Source organism: Luteimonas sp. Soil_C_5 (assembly GCF_057656615.1).
Genome location: NZ_JBDGKA010000002.1, coordinates 81,165 through 102,968, shown reverse-complemented (window position 1 = coordinate 102,968; position 21,804 = coordinate 81,165). Strand labels below are relative to the sequence as shown.

The window sequence follows — 21,804 nt, the reverse complement described above, 5'->3', positions numbered from 1 at the left end:
CAGGAGGCCGGGCGCCGATTGGCGTCAGCCTGTAGAATGGGGCTTTCCAGCGACCCGCTGTGCTCATGACTCTCCCCAACAGTTCCGTCACTCCGCTCGTCTTCGTCACCGGCGGCGTGGTCTCTTCTCTCGGCAAGGGCATCGCAGCCGCGTCCCTGGCCGCCATCCTCGAAGCCCGCGGTCTGCGGGTGACGATGATGAAGCTCGATCCCTATATCAATGTCGATCCGGGCACGATGAGCCCTTTCCAGCACGGCGAGGTCTACGTGACCGACGACGGCGCGGAGACCGACCTCGATCTGGGCCACTACGAGCGCTTCATCAATGTGCGCCTGTCGGGCAAGAACTCGATCACGACCGGCAAGATCTACGAGAGCGTGATCCGCAAGGAACGCCGCGGCGATTATCTCGGCGCGACCGTGCAGGTCATCCCGCACATCACCGATGCGATCAAGCGCGCCATCGACGAGGCCACCAAGGGCTACGACGTGGCCCTGGTCGAGATCGGCGGCACGGTGGGCGACATCGAATCGCTGCCGTTCCTCGAAGCCATCCGCCAGATCCGCACCGACCGCGGCAGCGAAAAAGCCGTCTTCATGCATCTGACCCTGGTGCCCTACATCGCGGCGGCCGGCGAGCTGAAGACCAAGCCCACCCAGCATTCGGTCAAGGAACTGCGCTCGATCGGCATCCAGCCCGACATCCTGCTGTGCCGCAGCGAGCAGCCGCTGCCCGATGGCGAGCGCCGCAAGATCGCCTCGTTCACCAATGTCTCGGAGAAGGCGGTCATCTCGGCCGTCGATCTCGACAACATCCACAAGATCCCGATGTGGCTGCATGCCCAGGGCCTGGACGAACTCGTCGTCGAGCGCCTGCGCCTGGGCGAGAAGGCCAAGCCGACCGCGGACCTGTCGGAGTGGATCGACGTGGTCAACGCGGTCGAGCACCCGGTCGACGAGGTGACGATCGGCGTCGTCGGCAAGTACGTCGACCACAAGGACGCCTACAAGTCGGTCGGCGAAGCGCTCAAGCACGGCGGCATCCGCCAGGGCACGAAGGTCGGCCTGAAGTGGATCGAATCCCAGGACATCGAGCGCGACGGCGCGTCCGCGTGGCTGGGTGACGTCGACGGCGTACTGGTGCCCGGCGGCTTCGGTGATCGCGGTTTCGAAGGCAAGGTGCTGGCCTCGCAGTACGCCCGCGAGAGCGGCCTGCCGTATTTCGGCATCTGCTACGGCATGCAGGCGGCGGTGGTCGACATGGCCCGCAACGTCGCCGGCCTCGAAGGCGCCAACAGCACCGAGAACGACCGCCAGTCGCCGCATCCGGTGATCGGCCTGATCACCGAGTGGCGCACCCAGTCGGGCGAACTCGAGCGTCGCGACGAGAAGAGCGATCTCGGCGGGACGATGCGCCTCGGCCTGCAGGAGCAGCGCCTCAAGCCCGGTACGAAGTCGCGCGAGGTCTACGGCAAGGACGTGGTGGGCGAGCGTCACCGCCATCGCTACGAGTTCAACAACCGCTACCGCACCCAGCTCGAGGACGCCGGTCTGGTGATCTCGGCCAAGTCGATGGACGACCTGCTGGTGGAAATGGTCGAACTGCCGCAGCACCCGTGGTTCATCGCCTGCCAGGCGCATCCCGAATTCCTGTCCACGCCGCGCGGCGGGCATCCGCTGTTCATCGGTTTCGTCGGCGCCGCCCGCGCGCGCCGCGCCGGCGAGGCGCAGGTGGACACCACGCGCCTCAAGGAGGCCCACGCATGAAGCTCTGTGGATTCGAGGTCGGTCTCGACCAGCCGTTCTTCCTGATCGCCGGTCCCTGCGTCATCGAGTCCGAGCAGTTGCAGCTCGACGTCGCCGGCCAGCTGAAGGAGATCACGTCCGATCTCGGCATCAACTTCATCTTCAAGTCCAGCTTCGACAAGGCCAACCGCACCTCCGGCACCAGCTTCCGCGGCCCGGGCATGGAAGAAGGCCTGCGCGTGCTGGCCGAGGTGAAGCGCCAGCTCGGCGTGCCGGTGCTGACCGACGTGCACGAATACACGCCGATGGACGAGGTCGCCTCGGTCGTCGACGTGCTGCAAACGCCGGCCTTTCTTGTGCGGCAGACCGATTTCATCAAGAAGGTCTGCGCCGCCGGCAAGCCGGTCAACATCAAGAAGGGCCAGTTCCTGTCGCCGTGGGACATGAAGCCGGTCGTCGAGAAGGCGAAGTCCACCGGCAACGACCAGATCATGGTCTGCGAGCGCGGCGCGAGCTTCGGCTACAACAACCTGGTCAGCGACATGCGGTCGCTGGCGGTGATGCGCGAGACCAATTGCCCGGTCGTGTTCGACGCGACCCATTCGGTGCAGCTGCCGGGCGGGCAGGGCAATTCCAGCGGCGGCCAGCGCGAGTTCGTGCCGGTGCTGGCGCGCGCGGCAATTGCCGTCGGCGTGGCCGGTGTCTTCATGGAAACGCACCCCAAGCCGGAAGAAGCGCTCAGCGACGGCCCGAACGCGTGGCCGCTGGGGCGCATGCGCGCTCTGCTGGAAACCATGCTGGAACTCGACGCCGTCACCAAACGCGCCGGCTTCGCGGAAGCCGACCTCTGACCGGCTGGTGGCCCTGGCTGGCCGCGCTGGCGCTGTGCACGCTGGCGATCGTGCTGGCCGTGCGCAGCGCGCATCGTCAGATGCGCACTGCGATGCCGATCTCGCAGGACGACCGGTTGCTGCATGAGGCCAGCGCCCGCGCGCAGGCATCGATCGACGCGATGCGCCCGCACATCGGCACGCACCGGCAGGCGGGGGTGAAGTTCCCGCTGCGCAACGCCGCCGGCGACATCGAACACGTGTGGGCGACGCCGGAGGCGATGGACGATACGATCGTGACGGCGCGTGTCGTCACGCCCTTCGTCGATGGCGCCCTGCCGGACGATCCCGTCGCCGTGCCGCTGGCCGAGATCGAGGACTGGCAGGTGTTTCTCGATGATGGTCGTATCCTCGGTGGCTACGGCACGCGCGCCCAGATGGCGATCGCGCGTCGTGACGGCCATCCGATTCCCGGGCATGTGCTGGCCCAGGAAGCGCGCTTCGTCGACGCCTGAGTTCCGTTTCCCCTCCCAATGAGACCTACGACCCGACTATGACCGCCATTGCCAAGATCCACGCCCGCGAAATCCTCGATTCCCGCGGCAATCCCACCCTGGAAGCCGAAGTCACCCTCGAAGACGGCAGTTTCGGCCGCGCGATGGTGCCGTCCGGTGCATCGACCGGCGCGCGCGAGGCGGTGGAACTGCGTGATGGCGACAAGACCCGCTACCTGGGCAAGGGTGTGCGCAAGGCCGTGGAGAACGTCAACGGCACCATCGCCGAGACGCTGACCGGCTTCGATTCGGCCGACCAGGCCGGCCTCGATGCACGCCTGATCGATCTCGACGGCACCGAGAACAAGGGCCGCCTGGGCGCGAACGCGCTGCTGGGTGTGTCGATGGCGAATGCGCACGCGCTGGCCGCGTCGAAGAAGATCCCGCTGTGGAAGCTGCTGGCCGGCGATCGCGCCCCGGTGCTGCCGGTGCCGATGATGAACATCATCAACGGCGGCGCGCATGCCGACAACAACGTCGATTTCCAGGAGTTCATGGTGCTGCCGGTCGGCTTCTCGAGCTTCTCCGAATCGCTGCGTGCGGGCACCGAAATCTTCCATGCGCTCAAGTCCGTGCTCAAGGGCCATGGCCTGAGCACCGCGGTCGGCGACGAAGGCGGCTTCGCGCCCGACTTCCGCAGCAATGTCGAAGCGCTGGACACCATCCTCGAAGCGATCGGCAAAGCCGGTTACAGCGCCGGCGACGACGTGCTGCTGGGCCTGGACGTGGCCTCGAGCGAGTTCTTCGACAACGGCAAGTACCACCTGGTCGGCGAGGGCAAGCGCCTGACCGGCGAGCAGTTCGTCGACTTCCTCGCCGACTGGGCCGCGCAGTACCCGATCGTCACGATCGAAGACGGCATGGCCGAGGACGACTGGACCGGCTGGAAGCAGCTGACCGACCGCATCGGCGACAAGGTGCAGCTGGTCGGTGACGATCTGTTCGTCACCAATCCGCGCATCTTCAAGGAAGGCATCGATTCGAAGACCGCGAACGCGATCCTGATCAAGGTCAACCAGATCGGCACGCTGACCGAGACGCTCGAAGCCATCGCGATGGCGGACGCCGCGAAGTACGCATCGGTCGTCTCGCACCGCTCCGGCGAGACCGAGGACACGACGATCGCCGACATCGCGGTCGCCACCACGGCCACGCAGATCAAGACCGGTTCGCTGTGCCGCAGCGACCGCGTCGCCAAGTACAACCAGCTGCTGCGCATCGAGGAAGCCCTGGGCGCGAACGCGCGCTACGCGGGCCGCGATGCGTTCGTTTCGCTGACCCGCTGATCCGGACCTGCCATCGCCATGCGCGTCCGCGCGTTTCTCCTCGTGCTGCTGGGGCTGGCCGGGCTGCTGGCTTGGCTGCAGTTCCGGCTGTGGTTCGGCGTGGGCGGCACGGCCCAGGTGGACGAATTGCGTGGACGCGTCGAGGCGCAGGCGCGCCAGAACGAAGGTCTGCAGCAGCGCAACGATGCACTGGCGGCTGAAGTCACCGACCTGAAGTCGGGCGAAGCCGCGATCGAGGAACGCGCGCGCGGCGAGCTGGGCATGATCAAGCCCGGCGAAACCTTCTATCGCGTGGTCGACGATGCACGCATCGCGCCGCTGCCGGTCGAGCATGGTCTCGATCCGGAGGCGGCGGGTTCCACGCGCGGCGAATCGCCGTGATCCCGGACCAGGCGCGCGGCGGGCTCTGGGCCATCGTGCCCGCCGCAGGCCGCGGTACGCGTTTCGGCGGTGATGTGCCGAAGCAGTACCTCGCAGTCGGCGGCCGCAGCGTGCTGGCGCATACGCTCGACGCGCTGTCCGCGCATGCGGGCGTGGCCGGCGTCGTGCTGGTGCTGGGTGCGGGCGAGTCGCCGGCGTCGGCGGACGTGCAGACGGCGTTGCGTGGCAAACCGCTGCTGACGGCAGTGGGCGGCGCGACGCGCGCCGATTCCGTGCTGGCCGGCCTCGCCGCGTTGCCGGATACCGTGCGCCCCGACGATTTCGTGCTGGTCCACGATGCGGCCCGGCCCAACCTGTCGCACGCCGATCTGGATGCCTTGCTCGAGCGCGGTCGGCTCGACCCGGTCGGCGCGATCCTCGCCGCGCCGGTGCGCGACACCCTCAAGCGGGCCGGCGACGACGGCGGCATCGACGGCACCGAGCCGCGCGAGCGGCTGTGGCGCGCGTTGACCCCGCAGCTGTTCCGGCGCCTGCAGCTTGCACGCGCCTTGGATGCGGCACGCACGCGTGGCATCGCGGTCACCGACGAGGCGATGGCGATGGAGCTGCAGGGTGCGCGGCCGCTGCTGGTGGAGGGCGCCGACGACAACTTCAAGATCACCACCCCCGCGGATCTGGCGCGGTTCGACTTCGAACTGGCGCGACGCGCCCGCTGAATTCCTGGCGGGCCTGCGGGTGCACGCACGGCCGCCGTCTTCGCGCATCACGGCCAGTGTCGGGGTGCGATTCACTCCTATCGAAGCGAGTTCCATGTCCACACATCCCAACATCCGCATCGGCCAGGGCTTCGATGTCCATGCTTTCGGCGATGGCGACCACGTGATGATCGGCGGCGTCCGTGTGCCCCACGGCCAGGGCGTGCTGGCGCACAGCGATGGTGACGTGGCCCTGCACGCACTCTGCGACGCGATGCTCGGCGCGCTCGCGCTCGGCGACATCGGCGTGCACTTCCCGCCCAGCGACGACCGCTGGAAGGGTGCCGACAGCCGCGCGCTGTTGCGCCACTGCAATGCGCTGCTGGCGGACCGCGGCTGGCAGGTCGGCAATGCCGACATCACGGTGATCTGCGAACGCCCGAAGGTGGGGCCGCATGCGGATGCGATGCGCGCCGCGATCGCCGATGATCTCGTCATCGACATCGACCGGGTGTCGGTCAAAGCCACGACCAGCGAGCGCCTCGGCTTCACCGGCCGCAGCGAAGGCATCGCCGCGCAGGCGGTGTGCCTGCTCGTCGCGGCGTGAGCGCACCGACCGCGCTGCCGCGCGCCTACGGCGATGCGGTGCTGACCGCGACGATCCGTCAGGACCCCGAAGATTTCAGGGTCGAGGAGCGCGATGCCTTCGAGGCATCCGGCGCCGGCGAACATCTGCTGCTGACGATCGAGAAGCGCGGCATGAACACCAGCTTCGTCGCACGGCTGCTGGCGCAGTGGGCCGGTGTCGACGAACGCGCGGTGGGCTACGCCGGGCTCAAGGACCGGCACGCAATCACCACGCAGCGTTTCAGCGTGCAGTTGCCCGGGCGTGCCGATCCCGATCCCGCCGCGCTCGAACGGATGGGCGAGGGCGACGGGCAGTCGCTGCGCGTGATCGCGGCGTTCCGGCATTCGCGCAAGCTGCCGCGCGGTGCGCTGGCGGGCAACCGCTTCGTGTTGACCCTGCGCGATGTGCTGGGGGCACACGAGGCGATCGAGACGCGTCTGCGCACCATCGCGGACGGCGGCGTGCCGAACTGGTTCGGCGAACAGCGCTTCGGACATAGCGGCGGCAACGTGGCGAAGGCCTTGGCGATGTTCGCGGCGCCGCGTCGGCGGCTGGGGCGCGAGCAACGCGCGATGCTGCTGTCGTCCGCGCGCTCGGCGCTGTTCAACCGGGTGCTCGCTGCGCGTGTGACGGCAGGCGACTGGGCGAGCGGACTGGAGGGCGAGGTCTGGATGCTCGACGGCAGCCGCAGCGTGTTCGGCCCCGAACCGGCGAGCGACACCCTGGCCGCGCGCGTCGCGGCGCGCGACATCCATCCGACCGGCCCGATGTGGGGCCGCGGGGACCTGCGCAGCGCGTCGGCCGCACGGGCCTGCGAACTCGAGGCACTCGACGACCCGGAATCGCGCGCACTGCGCGAGGGTCTGGAAGGTGCGGGGCTGTCGCAGGAGCGCCGGGCGACGCGCCTGATGGCCGATGCCCTGACCTGGCGCTGGCTCGCCGGCGACGTGCTGGAACTGGGCTTCGGACTGCCGCCCGGCTGCTATGCCACCGCGGTCCTGGCCGAACTGGGCGGGATCGGCAACGCGGCTGCAGACCGGCTGCGCGCGCATCCGCCGACGGACGGCTGAGCCGGGTGCCACGCGCGGGTGTATAGCGGACGCAGGCCGCTGCTGCGGTCGCGATGGAGTCCGCCCATGTCACGACTTCCAGTGGCAAACCCGTGTCGGGTCCTGATGCTGGGCGCAGTGGTGCTCGTCGCCAGCTGCGCCTCGCAGACACCGCGGACGACGGCGCTGCCGGCCGGTCATCCGGGCACGCACGTCGACGACGGGACGTATATCGCCGCGGTCGAACAGAAGGCGCGCAGGCGCGGCCTGCAGGTGCAGTGGATCCATCCGCCGCTGCGTCGCGTCTCGCCCTCCGAGTCCACACGCACCGACCCCTGATGTGCCGCGCGGGGCGGGTGCATCGCGGTCGTGCGATCGGGATGTTTTGAGGATCACGTGCAGCGCGAATCTGGCGGACACCCGTTTTCCGGCACGTTGCGCTCGCGGATGATCGAAAGGCTCAGGGAAGCGATGATCGCGTGCTTGGGCAGGCATGTCCTCGGGTCGATGCGCACGGCCTTTGATGCGTCGAGGTGGTCGTGCCTGACGACTGCAGCCGCACTGCGTGACGCCCCGGCAGCACGCCGCGGCGCATCGCGATGTCCTCGCTCCGGTTGGCTCCGTCAGCGGGATCGCTGGTGCATGAGATCGAGCCACCTTCGAAGGGCCCCGACCGCGTGCGCGGACGCGATGTGGGCAGCCTGATCTCCGCAGACACGGCACGTACGATGGGCCGCGTCCCGACTGCTTCGATGACAGCCATGCCGTCCACCGTTTTCGCCCATGTCCGCAGCACCGCCCATCGCGGCGCCGACGACCTGTTGACAGCGGGGCTCGGGCTTGCCGGTCTGCGCACGACGCGACCACCGGCCTTTGCCGATGCCGCGCATCCGACACCGGCCGAACTGCGCCGCCGCGCGATCTGGGCGAACTGGCGCGGTATTGCCGATCTGTCGGTGTCCGGTGCCTGCAGGGATGTGGCGCCGGTAGACGGCCTCGAATACCACGCGCTGGCGACCGTGCCCGGCGCGAGCCAGCCGCACCGGGTGATGGTGCAGGTGCCCGATACCTTCGATCCGGCCAGACCCTGCATCGTCGTCTCCGCGGCCTCGGGCTCGCGCGGGATCTACGGCGCGATCGCGGTCGCCAGTGCCTGGGGGCTGCCGCCCGGTTGCGTGGTGGCCTGCACCGACAAGGGCGCCGGCACGGACTACGTGGATCTAGAAGCCCGATCCGGCATCGGCATCGATGGCCGCGTGGTCAAGGATCCCGCCAACGCCGCGTTCGCGGTCGACGCGCCGGGCGCCGGCGGGATCGCGATCAAGCACGCGCATTCGGGCGACAACCCGGAGGCCGACTGGGGACGCCACGTGCGCCAGGCGGCCCAGTTCGCGCTGAAGGTGCTGGCGGACGCGTTTCCGGACGCGGGCCCCTTCGATCTGCGCACGACACGGATCATCGCCGTCGGCCTGTCCAACGGCGGTGGCGCGGTGCTGCGCGCGGCGGAGCTGGACGGCGACTGGCTCGATGCCGTCGTCGCCGGCGCGCCCAGCGTGGATACCGACGGCGCGGGGGCGCGCAGCCTCTACGACTACGCGACCGAAGCCGCGCTGCTGCTGCCCTGCGCGCTGCACGTCGTCGACGATCTGCCACTGCCTCTGCCGCCAGCGCAGGCGGTTGCGCGTGGCAAATCGCTGCGCGCGACGGGCTGGGTCGAAGGCGGCGATCTGCATGCGCAGGCGCGTTCGGCGCGCGCGCGGCTCGAGGCCGGCGGTTGGACCGCACGCGCGCTGCGCGCGGCCGCCATCCCGCTCGCCTTCGATCTGTGGCGCGCGATCGCGGTGACCTACGCCTCGGCCTACGGTCGCTACGCGGTCGACGCCCATCCCTGCGGCTACCGGTTTTCGGCACTTCGCGAGGACGGGACCCCGCGCCCCGCGCGGCTAGAGGCGCGGGCGTCGTGGTGGGCGGATGCCACCGGCCTGCCGCCGGGCGCCGGCGTCGGCATCGTGGACCCGCTTGCGACGGGACCCGATCCTGCAGTTCCAAGGCTGCTGGCCCTGCGTGGACTGGTCGACCGCGACGGCGTAGACGGCAGCCGCGTCCGCGCCGGCATCGCGGAACTCCGATGCAGGCCGCCGGCTGCCGGCGTGCCGGTGGTCATCGTGCACGGCGCAGACGACGGCCTGATCTCGATGCGCTTCTCCAGCGCGCCCTACGTGGCCGCCGCGCGCGCGGCCGGCCGTGATGTGCGCTTCCGGCAGGTTGCCGGTGTCCAGCACTTCGACAGTGCACGCGCGCTGCCCGGGGTGGCCGCGCGCTACGCGGCGCTGCTGCCGCATGTGTTCGCCGCGCTGGACCAGGTATGGGCCCATCTCGACGGGCAGGCACCGCTGCCTGCGGATGCCGTCATCGAAGGCGTCCCGTAGACGACGCGTCGGCCGCCCATGCGCTGCGGATGGGCCACTGCCGCGTGCCCGGCGCCGGTCCTGGAGCAGGCAGGGCTCCCGGCTTGCACCTGGATCCGTTAGTAGTAATACTACTAACCATGAATCTCTCCCCGACCCAGCGCGCCATCCTCGACATGATCGGCGACCGCATTGAGTCCGAGGGCATGCCGCCTTCGCAGACCGAGATCGCGCGTGCGTTCGGCTTCAGCGGCGTGCGCGCGGCCCAGTACCACCTTGATGCCCTCGAGGCGGCCGGTGCGATCGAACGCCTGCCGGGACGCGCGCGCGGGATCCGCCTGCGGGTCGCGTTGCAGGCCGCCCAGCACAGCCTGCCGCTGGCCGATGCGCACGCGGCAGATGCGCTGCGCCTGCCGGTGCTGGGACAGGTGGCGGCCGGCCTGCCGATCGGTGCCGACATCGGATCCGACGATTACGTGGTGCTCGATCGCGTGTTCTTCTCGCCGTCGCCCGACTACCTGCTCAAGGTCAAGGGCGACTCGATGCGCGACGAGGGCATCTTCGAGGGCGACCTGATCGGCGTGCACCGCACGCGCGATGCGCGTTCGGGCCAGATCGTCGTCGCGCGATTGGACGATGCGATCACCGTCAAGCTGCTGAAGATCGGCAAGGACCGCATCCGCCTGTTGCCGCGCAACCCCGACTACGCACCCATCGATGTATTGCCCGATCAGGACTTCGCCATCGAAGGCCTGTATTGCGGCCTGGTGCGGCCGAACCGGTGAGCGCGTTCGGCACCTATCGTCGTCGCGGCGTTTCCCGACTGCCCGACGCTTCCTTCGCCACTGATCGGCATGTGTGCCTGGCCCTAGCGTCAGAACCGCCACGCCACCGAGTCGCAGCCTGTGCGATCCACGCCTGCGACGATGCCTTCATCAACCCGGAACACGAATGACAAGGACCACCACGATGGACGAGAACAAGAAGCGCGCGCTGTCTGCAGCCCTGGGCCAGATCGAGAAGCAGTTCGGCAAGGGCTCCGTGATCCGCATGGGCGACCGCGTGTCGGAAGTGGTGCCGGTGATTCCGACCGGTTCGCTGCAGCTCGATCTCGCACTCGGCATCGGCGGCCTGCCGCGCGGCCGCGTCATCGAGGTCTACGGTCCCGAGTCCTCGGGCAAGACCACGCTGACCCTGCAGACGATCGCGCAGTGCCAGAAGCTCGGCGGCGTCGCGGCGTTCATCGACGCCGAGCACGCACTCGATCCCACCTACGCCGCGAAGCTGGGCGTCAATGTCGAGGACCTGCTGGTCTCGCAGCCCGACACCGGTGAGCAGGCGCTCGAAATCGCCGACATGCTGGTGCGCTCGAACTCGGTCGACATGGTCGTCATCGACTCCGTCGCCGCGCTGACCCCCCGCGCCGAAATCGAAGGCGAGATGGGCGACCAGCTGCCGGGCCTGCAGGCCCGCCTGATGAGCCAGGCGCTGCGCAAGTTGACCGGCAACATCAAGCGCAGCAACTGCATGGTGTTCTTCATCAACCAGCTGCGCATGAAGATCGGCATCATGATGCCGGGCCAGAGCCCCGAGACCACGACCGGCGGCAACGCGCTGAAGTTCTACGCCTCGGTCCGCCTCGACATCCGCCGCATCGGTGCGATCAAGAAGGGCGACGAGATCATCGGCAACCAAACCCGCATCAAGGTCGTCAAGAACAAGATGGCGCCCCCGTTCAAGCAGGTCATCACCGAAATCCTCTATGGCGAAGGCATCAGCCGCGAAGGCGAGCTGATCGACATGGGTGTCGAGGCCAAGCTGATCGAGAAGGCGGGCGCCTGGTACAGCGCGGGCGACGAGCGGATCGGGCAGGGCAAGGAGAACGCCCGCCAGTACCTCAAGGACAACCCGGAAGTGGCCGCGCGCATCGAAGCGGGCATCCGCGAGAAGCTGCTGCCGGCAGCCGTGCTGGCGGCAGCAGCAGCGGGCAATGACGAAAACGACGACGACTGAGTCGGGGCCGCTGGCCCCGATCGACGCCCCGGACCGCCAGACGGCGGCCGGGGACGACGTTCGCGACGACGCCGGTGCAGACGATGCGCCGGCGTCGCCGCGTCGGCGCCGCAAGGACGCCACGCCGGCCCAGCGCGCATTGGCGCTGCTGGTCCGGCGCGAACATTCGCGCCCTGAACTGCGGCGCAAGCTGCTGGCCCGTGGCGTCGACGAGGCCGACGCCGACGCCGCGGTGGACACGATGACCGAGGCGGGCTGGCAGGACGATGCCCGCTTCGCCGCCAGCCTGGCGCGGGCCCGGGTCATGAACGGCTACGGCCCGATGCGGATCGAAGCCGAGCTCTCGACCCACGGTCTGGCGCCGGAGATCGTCGCCGGCGCGTTCCAGTCGCTGGAGGACGACGGCGATGCCGACTGGCCGGCGCGCGCGCTCGACCTGCTGACGCGGCGTTTTGATGCGGAGGTCCTGGCCGGCGACCCCGCTGCCCGGCGCAAGGCCGGGGATTTCCTGATGCGTCGCGGTTTCGGCGCCGGGGTCCTGCACAGCGCGATCCGGCGGTTCTGCGGACGCTAGCGATTCCGCGGGGACACCGCGCCCCGCGTCCGTCTGCCAGGCGGGCATCGGCCCCGGCCGGCCTGCTACCCTTTGACGATTGGGCGACAGCTTCTGACCGACACCGCCACGCGGCGGATACGGATCGCAGCGCATGCCCGTTTTCGTCAACGCCAGGCATATGACCACGCACACCCCCACCAGCACCGCCCAGATCCGCAGCGACTTCCTCGAGTTCTTCAAGGCCAGGGGCCACACGGTGGTGCCGTCGGCGCCGCTGGTGCCGGGCAACGACCCGACGCTGCTGTTCACCAACTCGGGCATGGTGCAGTTCAAGGACGTATTCCTGGGCGCCGAGAAGCGCAGCTACGTGCGCGCGGCCGACGTACAGCGCTGCCTGCGCGCGGGCGGCAAGCACAACGATCTCGATGTCGTCGGCTACACCGCGCGTCACCACACCTTCTTCGAGATGCTCGGCAACTGGTCGTTCGGCGACTACTTCAAGCAGGACGCCATCGCCTGGGCCTGGGAGCTGCTGACCCAGGTCTGGAAGCTGCCGGCCGAGCGCCTGCTGGTGACCGTCTACCAGACCGATGACGAGGCCTACGCGCTGTGGCGCGACATGGTCGGTATTCCGGAAGACCGCATCGTCCGCATCGGCGACAACAAGGGCGCGCCGTATGCGTCGGACAATTTCTGGCAGATGGCCGACACCGGCCCCTGCGGCCCGTGCACCGAGATCTTCTACGACCACGGCGCGCACATCGCAGGCGGTCCGCCGGGTTCGCCCGACGAGGACGGCGACCGGTTCATCGAGATCTGGAACCTGGTCTTCATGCAGTTCGACAAGCAGCCCGACGGCACCTTGCTGCCGTTGCCGGCGCCGTGCGTCGACACCGGCATGGGCCTCGAACGTCTGGCCGCGATCCTGCAGGGCGTGCACAGCAATTACGAGATCGACCTGTTCCAGGCCCTGATCCGCAAGGCCGGCGAACTGACCGGCACGCAGGATCTGGAGAACAAGTCGCTGCGCGTGATCGCCGATCACATCCGAGCCTGCAGCTTCCTGATCGTCGATGGCGTGCTGCCTTCGAACGAAGGCCGTGGCTACGTGTTGCGCCGGATCATCCGCCGCGCGCTGCGCCACGGCTGGATGCTCGGCGTGCGCCAGCCGTTCTTCAGCGCGATGGTCGACACCCTCGACGCCGTGATGGGCGATGCGTATCCGGAACTGCGCGAGAAGCGCGAGCTGGTCGAACGCGCGCTGCGTGCGGAAGAAGAGCGCTTCGCGGAAACACTCGATGCCGGCATGCGCATCTTCGACGAGGTCGCGACGCGCAGCCAGGGCGCGATCCCCGGCGAGGATGCGTTCCGCCTCTACGACACCTACGGCTTTCCGCTGGACCTGACGGCCGACATCGCGCGCGAGCGTGGCCTGGACGTCGACATGGCCGGCTTCGACGCGGCGATGCAGCGCCAGCGCGAAACCGCGCGTGCGGCAGGCCGATTCGCGTCCAGCACCAGCCTGCCGGCGGATCTCGTCGCGCAGCTGTCGCCGACCGAATTCGTCGGTTACGACGCGACCGAGGCCGATGGTCTCGAAGTGGTCGCGCTGCTGAAGGACGGACGCCCGGTCGATGCGATCGCCGCCGGCGACGAGGCGGTCGTGCTGCTCGCACGCTCGCCGTTCTATGCGGAATCCGGCGGTCAGGTCGGCGATACCGGTGCACTGGCTGCGGACGGCCTGCAGTTCCGCGTCGACGACACCCAGAAGTACGCCGGTCAGTTCCATGGCCACGTCGGCACGCTGGTCGAAGGCGCGCTGCGCCTTGGCGATCGTGTGGGCGGCCGCGTCGATGCCGCGCGTCGCGGCACCATTCTGCTCAACCACAGCGCCACGCATCTGCTGCACGGCGCGCTGCGCGATCTGCTCGGCACGCATGTCGCGCAGAAGGGCTCGCTGGTGGCGCCCGAGCGCCTGCGTTTCGACTTCTCGCATTTCCAGCCGGTCGCCGGCGACGAACTCGCCGAGATCGAACGCCGCGTCAATGTCGAAGTCCGTGCGAACCATCCGGTGTCGATCGAACAGATGGACATGCAGGCCGCACTCGACGCCGGCGCGATGGCCCTGTTCGGCGAGAAGTACGGCGAGCGCGTGCGCGTGGTGACGATGGGCGAGTCCGTCGAACTCTGCGGCGGCACGCATGTCGACCGGACGGGCCGCATCGGACTGTTCAAGCTGGTGTCCGAGGGCGGCGTCTCCGCCGGCGTGCGGCGCATCGAAGCGTTGACCGGCCAGGCCGCGCTCGATCACGTGCGCGCCGAGGAGGAGCGTCTGCGCCAGGCGGCGGGCCTGCTCGGCGGCACTGCAGCCGACGTCGGTGACCGCGTGCGCGCACTGCTCGATCGCCAGAAGCAGCTCGAGCGCGAACTCGATGCGCTCAAGGCGAAGGCGGCAAGCGGCGCGACGGCGGATCTCGCCTCCGCTGCGATCGACGTCGCCGGCCTGAAGGTCGTGGCCGCGCGCATCGAAGGTCTCGATGCGAAGGCGCTGCGCGATGCGGTCGATCGCATCAAGCAGCAGCTCGGCGATGTCGTCGTCGTGCTTGCCGGCGTCAACGGCGGCAAGGCCGCGCTCGTCGCCGGTGTCGGCGGCGCGGCGACGGGCCGGGTCAAGGCCGGCGAGCTGCTGTCGGATATCGCCGGACGCATCGGCGGCAAGGGCGGCGGCCGTCCGGACCTGGCCCAAGGCGGTGGCGACGATGGTCCTGCGCTGCAGGCCGCGCTGGCCGACGTCGGTCGCTGGGTCGCCGAGCGGGCCGCATAAGCGCGCGCTAAATGCGTTCCGACGGCAGTTGACCGGCCGTCGTGCACGCGACATCCTTCCCGCTTCACGCTGGTCTGTAATCGGTTTCCATAGGTCGAGAGCGGTCCGAGTTGCAGTCCATGCCGGCAGGGTGCTCCCGTGTCGGCTCGAGGAGAGTTCTATGTTGATTCTGACCCGACGCGTCGGCGAGACGCTGATGATTGGGGATTCGGTCTCCGTGACCGTGCTGGGCGTCAAGGGCAACCAGGTGCGCATCGGCATCAACGCACCGAAGGATGTGGCCGTCCATCGCGAGGAGATCTACCAGCGCATCCATCGCGAAGGCGGCGACGAAAACGCCGATCTGCACGAAGACGTGCAAGAAGATTTGCCGCAGACGAGGTGACCGGCTATTCTTCGTCCCGCGCTCGGTTGTTACCTGCCGAGCGTGTTGATCCGGAGAGTTGCCCGAGTGGCTGAAGGGGCTCCCCTGCTAAGGGAGTATGGGGCTTAAAACTCCATCGAGGGTTCGAATCCCTCACTCTCCGCCACTGCTTGATTCAATCGGATTCCGGGAGGAATCAACGAAAAAAATCTCGCAGAGCGGTTGACGAAACGCTCGTCATTCTGCAAAATTCCGCTTCTGTTCAAACGCGCCCGTAGCTCAGTTGGATAGAGCACCAGGCTACGAACTTGGGGGTCGGAGGTTCGAATCCTTCCGGGCGCACCAGAACACACAAGGAAGCCAGCGATCACTCGCTGGCTTTTTTGTGTGTGCGTGTTTCGTCGGTAGTCGAGCGCATGCAGGGCGTGCAGGCAAACATGCGTTTCGACGGCGGTGTCGTCTGCCCGCCGGCGCGATCCCGGGACATTGCGCTCGTAGCTCTATGCCCGATGGTCCAAAGCTGCACATGCAATTGCGTCGCTTGAGCCGACGTCACGAAATCGCGTCCAGGGACTGCGCAGCGCAGTCCGACGCAGTGCGATTGCGCTTGCTGGCCGCGCTTCTGCCAAGCCGGCTGTGACGCGCGCTCTGACGCAGCACGCGGCCTTACGCGTTCGCTTTCGCATGCGGATGCTCTGGAGCGCCTGGAGCAGCGCTGTCGATGATGCAGCGAACTTATCTGTCGGCTCTCGCGCGATGAGATGTCCCGTCTGCGCTTTCTTTCCACGCGGCGTCGTCTGCACGGTGGCGCTGCGCACACACGGTCTCGCCGCTTGAATCGGCGGCTCTGGGCGCGATGCTCATCCTTCGTCATCAAACCCGGCCACAGGCCAGACGTCGAGATGCGGCAGACCTTGAAACCCGGCGCTGTTTGATCGGCGAGTGCGGTGACCGATGCAGTCACGCCGCGTGCGGACAGGCGACGCGACGCCGTGCGCGGGGACTCAAGCTGCGGCACTGTGAAGGCGCGCAGGCGTACCCGCCGACGCGCGCATCACGCGCGCGAACTTACTGGACAGGTTCGAAGCCGAGGCTGGATCGACGCGCGCGTGTACGCGTCGCCCGCCGTGCGCTCAGAGGCGCGCGTCCGCCTCGGGCAGCGCGGCCTTGACGTCGAACAGCACCGCGCCGGTCTTGCCGAACGCGCGGATGCCGGCGCTGCCGAGTGCGATGAACTGCGTATGCGGGACGGCGAGGATCATCGCGTCGTAGGTCTCCGCGGCGGGTTCGGTCATCAGCGCCAGCCCGTGTTCGGCCTGCGCGTAGGCGGGCGCGACCCAGGGATCGTGGACGTCGACCTGCACGCCGTAGCTCTGCAGTTCGTGCACCACGTCGACCACGCGCGTGTTGCGCAGGTCCGGGCAGTTCTCCTTGAACGCCAGGCCCAGCACCAGCACGCGCGCGCCGGCGGTCTGCAGGCCGCGCTGGTGCATCAGCTTGACCACGCGCTGGGCCACATGCAGGCCCATGCTGTCGTTGATGCGGCGTCCGGCCAGGATCACTTCGGGGTGGTAGCCGATCTCCTGCGCCTTGTGCGTCAGGTAATACGGATCCACGCCGATGCAGTGGCCGCCGACCAGGCCCGGCCGGAACGGCAGGAAGTTCCATTTGGTGCCGGCGGCTTCGAGCACCTCGTGCGTGTCGATGCCCAGGCGTTCGAAGATCAGCGCCAGTTCGTTGACCAGCGCGATGTTGACGTCGCGCTGCGTGTTCTCGATCACCTTGGCCGCTTCGGCGACGCGGATGCTCGACACGCGATGCGTACCGGCCTCGACGATGTCGCGGTACAGCGTGTCCACGAATTCGGCCGACGCCGGGCAGGAGCCGGCGGTGACCTTCAGCGTGTTCTCCAGCCGGTGCTGCTTGTCGCCCGGATTGATCCGCTCCGGGCTGTAGCCGACGTGGAAATCCTCTCGGAAGCGCAGGCCCGATGCCTGTTCCAGAAGCGGCACGCAGATCTCTTCCGTGGCGCCCGGATACACGGTCGATTCGAAGATCACCACGTCGCCGCGGCCGATCACTGCGCCCACAGCGCGGCTGGCGCTTTCCAGCGCGGACAGGTCAGGGCGCTTGTAGGCATCGACCGGCGTCGGCACGGTCACGATGTGCACATTGCACTCGGCGAGGTCCGCGGCTTCGGCGGTGTAGCGCAGCTGCGTGGCCGCGGCCAGGTCCTGTTCCGACAGTTCGCGCGTGTGGTCGTGGCCGCTGCGCAGGCCGTCGATGCGCGTCTGGTCGATGTCGAACCCCAGCGTGGGATGTCGGCGTCCGAATGCCACGGCCAGCGGCAGTCCCACATAGCCCAGTCCGACGATGGCGATGCGGATGTCGTCACGTGCGGGCAGCGTTGCGCTCATTGCGTCGGTTCACATGGAAAAGTGCCGACGGAGTGTAGCGGACGCCGGCATCGCGGCCGCCGCTCGGTGTCTTCAACCGCTCGCGAGCAAGGCGTCGACCACAGCAGCGGGATGCCGCATCCAGGCAAAATGGTCGGCGGGTACGCCCAGCGCGTTCGCGTCCAGCGTGGTGACGGCCGGCGCGTGCGTCGCGCCCAGTTTCGACAGCAGAAACGCGAGCGATGACGGCGGCCCCAGCCAGTCGTCCGCGAGGCAGACCGCGTGGACGGGCACATCGACGCGGCGCAGCGCGGCCTCGAGATCGCAGGCCAGACCCGCCGCGCGATAGCGGCCGCTCAGACCGCTGCGGCTCCAGTCGGCGATGACGCCGGGCGCTTCGTTGCCGGCAAAGCCGAGCCGCCGCCCGGGCAGCACGCCGCGCACGCGCGACAGCCACGCGAGGAAGCGGTACAGTGGCGGCAGCATGCAGCCGCGCGGCATCGGAAACGCGCGCCAGTACGGTGCGCCGCTGGCGACCAGCCACAGCGCCTGCGCGGCATCCGGCCGATGGGCGAGATGGCAGCAGGCGAGCTGACCGCCGAGGCTGTGGCCACCGACGACGCGGCCGATCGGACCGAGCGCCCGTTCGATGGCCGCTTCACTGGCCACGATGTCGTCAGCCAGCAGGGCGCGGTAACCCCAGTCCACGCCGCGGCCAGCGCGCAAGGCGCTCGAGCCGATGCCGCGCCATTCGTGCAGGAACACCGCGATGCCGCGCGCCGCGAGTGCCTCTGCAAACGGCAGATAGTGTTTCGCCGGCACGCCCATCGCAGGCAGCCAGAGCAGGGCGCGTCGGGGCTGCGCGGGGAGGCGTGCGATCAGCTCGAAGCGGTGGCCGTCTTCGGCGGTCAGCACATCGACACGGGCCACGACCTCACTCATCGGGTGCGCGGGGCGAGGTGTCCCAGCACGCTGACATCGCTGTTGCCGGGCCGGTAGGCGGCGCGCATCGCCGCATGCACGTAGTCGATCGCCCCGCGACAGGCATCGGCCGGGGTGTCGCCCCGTGCGATGCGTGCAGCGATCGCCGAGGACAGCGTGCAGCCGGTGCCATGGCCGTCGATCGCCATCCGCGGCGCGCGATGCGCGAAGGCGGTGCCGGCGTCCGCATAGCGGTCGACGACCTCGTCGCCTTCGTCCAGATGCCCGCCCTTGAGCAGTACGCCGCGCGCACCGAGCGCGCGCAGCGCGTCGCGCGCGGCGTCGGCGGCGGCTGCATCGACGATCGGATGGCCGAGCAGGAGTTCGGCCTCGGGCATGTTCGGCGTGAGCACGGTCGCGCGCGGAATGAGCCGCGTACGCAGCGCACCCAGTGCATCGTCGTCGAGCAGCTTGGCGCCGGAGGTGGCGATCATGACCGGATCCAGCACCACCGGCACATCGGGGCGCAGGGCCAGCGCATCCGCCACCACGGTGACGATCTCGGCCGTGGCCAGCATGCCGATCTTGACCGCGCGCACGTCGAAGTCGTCGAAGCAGGCGTCGATCTGGGCGAGCAGGAATGCGAGCGGCGGTGCGTGCACGGCAGTAACGCCGCGCGTGTGTTGTGCGGTCAGGGCGGCGATCGCCGACAGGCCGTGGATGTCGTGCGCGGCGAAGGTCTTGAGGTCGGCCTGGATGCCGGCGCCGCCGCCGGAATCGGAACCGGCGATCGTCAGGACGGAAGGCGGGCGCGAGAAAGAAGGGCTCATGGACGCATTGTGCCTGCCGTGCAGGCGATGCGCAGGCGGGAGGTCGCACGACGTGTCGTGATCGCCGGCTTGCCGGGCATGCGATGACGCAGGTGCCTATCGTTTGCGTGGCGTCGATGCGATCACGCCCGGCCATGCGGGCGCGCAACGTGTGTCTGCTTGTCCGAACCGGGACCGTGAGGCCCCGGTCCGGTGCCGGCATCAGCAGGCAGCCGGGCGCATGTGCCCGGCCGTTACAGCACTTCGGACGCGAAGTCGGCCAGACGCGAACGCTCGCCGCGACGCAGGGTGATGTGCGCGCTATGCGCCCAGTTCTTGAAGCGGTCGACCGCGTAGGTCAGGCCCGATGTCGTCTCGGTGAGGTAGGGCGTGTCGATCTGCTCCACGTTGCCCAGGCACACGATCTTCGTGCCGGGACCGGCGCGGGTGATCAGCGTCTTCATCTGCTTGGGCGTGAGATTCTGCGCCTCGTCGAGGATCAGATACCGCGACAGGAACGTGCGCCCGCGCATGAAGTTCATCGAGCGGATCTTGATGCGCGAGGCCAACAGATCGTTGGTCGCCGCGCGGCCCCAGCTGCCGCCTTCCTGGTTGTGCGTCAGCACTTCGAGGTTGTCGGTCAGCGCGCCCATCCACGGCGTCATCTTTTCCTCTTCGGTGCCGGGCAGGAAGCCGATGTCCTCGCCGACGCTGACCGTCGCGCGGGTCATGATGATCTCGCGGTAACGCTGCTGGTCCATCGTCTGCGCCAGCCCCGCCGCGAGTGCGAGCAGCGTCTTGCCGGTGCCGGCGGTGCCGAGCAGGGTGACGAAGTCGATCTCCGGATCCATCAGTGCATTGAGCGCGAAGTTCTGCTCGCGGTTGCGCGCGTTGATGCCCCACACCGCGTGCTGCGTGTGGCGGAAATCGTCGACGATCTGCAGCGTCGCGCGGCCGTCCTCGACGCGTGCGACCCGGAACTCCGATTCCTCGTCGCCCGGCAGGTACAGGAACTGGTTGGGATACCAGCCGTCGTCCTCGTCGGCGGCCAGTTCGTAGAACGTGCGGCCCTTGTCGGTCCAGGACTTGAGGTCCTTGCCGTGGCGCGACCAGAAGTCGTCCGGCAGCGCGGTCGCGCCGGTATAGAGCAGGCTGAAATCGTCGAGCGCGCGGTCGTTCTCGTAGTCCTCGTTCGGGATGCCGGCGATCGCCGCCTTGATCCGCAGATTGATGTCCTTGGAGACGAACACCACCGGGTAGTCCGGTTCGGTGCGCACCAGGTCGAGGATCGCGCCGAGGATCCGGTTGTCGGGCGCGGCCGCGCCGAACGAGGTCGGGTCTTCGCTGGGCGTCGTGGTCTGGAACCGCAGTTTGCCGACGCTCTGCACGCCACGCAGCTGCAGGCCCTGGGGACGCAGCAACGGCAGGCCGTTCGCGATCTGGTCGCTGCCCGCCGCTTCGATCAGTTCGTTGAGGAACCGGCTGACCTGTCGCGCATTGCGGCTGGCTTCGCTGGTGCCTTTCTTGCCGTTGTCCAGCTCTTCGATCACCTGCATCGGCAGGTAGACATCGTGCTCCTCGAACTTGAACAGCGCTGTGGGATCATGCATGAGCACGTTGGTGTCGAGAACGTAGACGCGCTTGCCTTTGGTCATCATCGGAGTGTCGGCGTTCCGTGTTGAAAAGGGATGACGGGAGTGGAGCTTTCGTTGCACACGCACGGCCGCGCCGCCGTGACCCGCGATGCGGGACGGCGAGTGGCACGTTCGGAAGTGGCCGTCACTGCGACTGCGCAGCCTGCAATGCGTCGAGCACGGCCTGCGCATGGCCCGGCACGCGGACCTTGCGCCACTCGGCCGCGATGCGGCCGTCGGGATCGATCAGGAACGTGCTGCGCTCGATGCCCAGCACGGTCCGGCCATACATGTTCTTTTCGCGGATCACGTCGAACGCGCGACACAAGGCTTCGTCGCCGTCGCTGACCAGCGGAAACGCAAAGCCCTGCTTGGCGCAGAAGTTGTCGTGCGATTTCACCGAGTCGCGCGAAACGCCCAGCACGTCGGCGTCGAGTGCCTGGAGCTGCGGCAGCAGCGCGCTGAAATCCAGGCCTTCGGTCGTGCAACCGGGCGTGGAATCCTTCGGGTAGAAGTAGAGGACGAGCCAGCGTCCGGCGTGATCGGCCAGTGTGGCCTTCGCGCCGCCCGACAGCGCCAGCGGTAGCTGCAGGGTGGCTTTTGCGAGCTTCTTGCGTGTTCCGCTCATCGTTCGAACGGGCGTTCCATTGCGACGGTCGTACTCACAATGCGCGCGTGTTCCTGCTTTCGCAAGCGTCCGCGCGCATCACC

General features: G+C 68.4%; 20 protein-coding genes and 2 tRNA genes. 17 read left to right on the top strand and 5 right to left on the bottom strand.

All coding sequences use genetic code 11. The features are described from left to right. Nucleotides 1–65: 65 nt before the first annotated feature. The 17 genes from pyrG to AC3A5K_RS04820 all read left to right on the top strand — a co-directional run bounded on the left by pyrG (nt 66) and on the right by AC3A5K_RS04820 (nt 15,678). Nucleotides 66–1,766: a CTP synthase gene (gene pyrG / locus AC3A5K_RS04900; RefSeq protein WP_487616401.1), complete on the top strand. Its 1,701-nt coding sequence runs from the start codon at nt 66–68 to the stop codon at nt 1,764–1,766. Further along, entirely contained in the window at nt 1,763–2,596 is an 834-nt protein-coding gene (gene kdsA, locus AC3A5K_RS04895) for a 3-deoxy-8-phosphooctulonate synthase (protein WP_232149866.1), read from the top strand. Before pyrG ends, kdsA begins: the two co-directional genes overlap by 4 nt. Before the next feature lie 80 nt (nt 2,597–2,676). Continuing rightward, nucleotides 2,677–3,090 (top strand): DUF2314 domain-containing protein, encoded by a 414-nt coding sequence (locus AC3A5K_RS04890; protein ID WP_487616400.1) that lies wholly within the window; start codon nt 2,677–2,679, stop codon nt 3,088–3,090. A 38-nt stretch (nt 3,091–3,128) separates the two neighbouring features. Beyond that, nucleotides 3,129–4,415 (top strand): phosphopyruvate hydratase, encoded by a 1,287-nt coding sequence (gene eno / locus AC3A5K_RS04885; protein ID WP_487616399.1) that lies wholly within the window; start codon nt 3,129–3,131, stop codon nt 4,413–4,415. 18 nt (nt 4,416–4,433) lie between these two features. Next, nucleotides 4,434–4,796 (top strand): cell division protein FtsB, encoded by a 363-nt coding sequence (gene ftsB / locus AC3A5K_RS04880; RefSeq protein ID WP_487616398.1) that lies wholly within the window; start codon nt 4,434–4,436, stop codon nt 4,794–4,796. Beyond that, a complete protein-coding gene (gene ispD / locus AC3A5K_RS04875; protein WP_487617053.1) occupies nt 4,796–5,512 on the top strand; it encodes a 2-C-methyl-D-erythritol 4-phosphate cytidylyltransferase in 717 nt (238 codons plus the stop codon). The genes ftsB and ispD overlap by 1 nt, the downstream gene beginning before the upstream one ends. Before the next feature lie 94 nt (nt 5,513–5,606). Continuing rightward, nucleotides 5,607–6,098, top strand: a complete 492-nt coding sequence (gene ispF / locus AC3A5K_RS04870; RefSeq protein WP_487616397.1) for a 2-C-methyl-D-erythritol 2,4-cyclodiphosphate synthase — start codon at nt 5,607–5,609, stop codon at nt 6,096–6,098. Next, nucleotides 6,095–7,189, top strand: coding sequence for a tRNA pseudouridine(13) synthase TruD (truD, locus tag AC3A5K_RS04865; RefSeq protein ID WP_487616396.1), 1,095 nt, complete (start codon nt 6,095–6,097; stop codon nt 7,187–7,189). The genes ispF and truD overlap by 4 nt, the downstream gene beginning before the upstream one ends. 66 nt (nt 7,190–7,255) lie before the next feature. Beyond that, entirely contained in the window at nt 7,256–7,507 is a 252-nt protein-coding gene (locus AC3A5K_RS04860) for a hypothetical protein (RefSeq protein WP_487616395.1), read from the top strand. A gap of 422 nt (nt 7,508–7,929) precedes the next feature. After that, nucleotides 7,930–9,597 (top strand): 3-hydroxybutyrate oligomer hydrolase family protein, encoded by a 1,668-nt coding sequence (locus AC3A5K_RS04855; protein WP_487616394.1) that lies wholly within the window; start codon nt 7,930–7,932, stop codon nt 9,595–9,597. A 119-nt stretch (nt 9,598–9,716) separates the two neighbouring features. Next, complete coding sequence (lexA, locus tag AC3A5K_RS04850; protein WP_487616393.1) at nt 9,717–10,361, top strand: transcriptional repressor LexA; 645 nt, start codon at nt 9,717–9,719, stop codon at nt 10,359–10,361. 184 nt (nt 10,362–10,545) lie between these two features. Then, nucleotides 10,546–11,589: a recombinase RecA gene (gene recA / locus AC3A5K_RS04845; RefSeq protein ID WP_487616392.1), complete on the top strand. Its 1,044-nt coding sequence runs from the start codon at nt 10,546–10,548 to the stop codon at nt 11,587–11,589. Next, nucleotides 11,567–12,163, top strand: a complete 597-nt coding sequence (locus AC3A5K_RS04840; protein ID WP_487616391.1) for a regulatory protein RecX — start codon at nt 11,567–11,569, stop codon at nt 12,161–12,163. The genes recA and AC3A5K_RS04840 overlap by 23 nt, the downstream gene beginning before the upstream one ends. A 160-nt stretch (nt 12,164–12,323) precedes the next feature. Further along, nucleotides 12,324–14,969, top strand: a complete 2,646-nt coding sequence (gene alaS, locus AC3A5K_RS04835) for an alanine--tRNA ligase (RefSeq protein ID WP_487617052.1) — start codon at nt 12,324–12,326, stop codon at nt 14,967–14,969. 160 nt (nt 14,970–15,129) lie between these two features. Beyond that, nucleotides 15,130–15,354, top strand: a complete 225-nt coding sequence (gene csrA, locus AC3A5K_RS04830; RefSeq protein ID WP_487616390.1) for a carbon storage regulator CsrA — start codon at nt 15,130–15,132, stop codon at nt 15,352–15,354. A 52-nt stretch (nt 15,355–15,406) separates the two neighbouring features. Further along, nucleotides 15,407–15,499: transfer RNA gene (locus AC3A5K_RS04825), tRNA-Ser, on the top strand. 102 nt (nt 15,500–15,601) lie between these two features. Further along, nucleotides 15,602–15,678: transfer RNA gene (locus tag AC3A5K_RS04820), tRNA-Arg, on the top strand. Between the two features lie 788 nt (nt 15,679–16,466). On the opposite strand, the gene AC3A5K_RS04815 is transcribed toward AC3A5K_RS04820, so the two are convergent. The 5 genes from AC3A5K_RS04815 to AC3A5K_RS04795 form a co-directional block, all read right to left on the bottom strand. After that, nucleotides 16,467–17,750, bottom strand: a complete 1,284-nt coding sequence (locus AC3A5K_RS04815; RefSeq protein ID WP_487616389.1) for a nucleotide sugar dehydrogenase — start codon at nt 17,748–17,750, stop codon at nt 16,467–16,469. A 72-nt stretch (nt 17,751–17,822) separates the two neighbouring features. After that, a complete protein-coding gene (locus tag AC3A5K_RS04810) occupies nt 17,823–18,671 on the bottom strand; it encodes an alpha/beta hydrolase family protein (protein ID WP_487616388.1) in 849 nt (282 codons plus the stop codon). After that, entirely contained in the window at nt 18,668–19,480 is an 813-nt protein-coding gene (thiD, locus tag AC3A5K_RS04805) for a bifunctional hydroxymethylpyrimidine kinase/phosphomethylpyrimidine kinase (protein ID WP_487616387.1), read from the bottom strand. Before thiD ends, AC3A5K_RS04810 begins: the two co-directional genes overlap by 4 nt. Before the next feature lie 233 nt (nt 19,481–19,713). Continuing rightward, complete coding sequence (locus tag AC3A5K_RS04800) at nt 19,714–21,114, bottom strand: PhoH family protein (RefSeq protein WP_487616386.1); 1,401 nt, start codon at nt 21,112–21,114, stop codon at nt 19,714–19,716. A 124-nt stretch (nt 21,115–21,238) separates the two neighbouring features. Then, nucleotides 21,239–21,721, bottom strand: coding sequence for a peroxiredoxin (locus tag AC3A5K_RS04795; protein WP_487616385.1), 483 nt, complete (start codon nt 21,719–21,721; stop codon nt 21,239–21,241). Nucleotides 21,722–21,804: the final 83 nt, after the last annotated feature.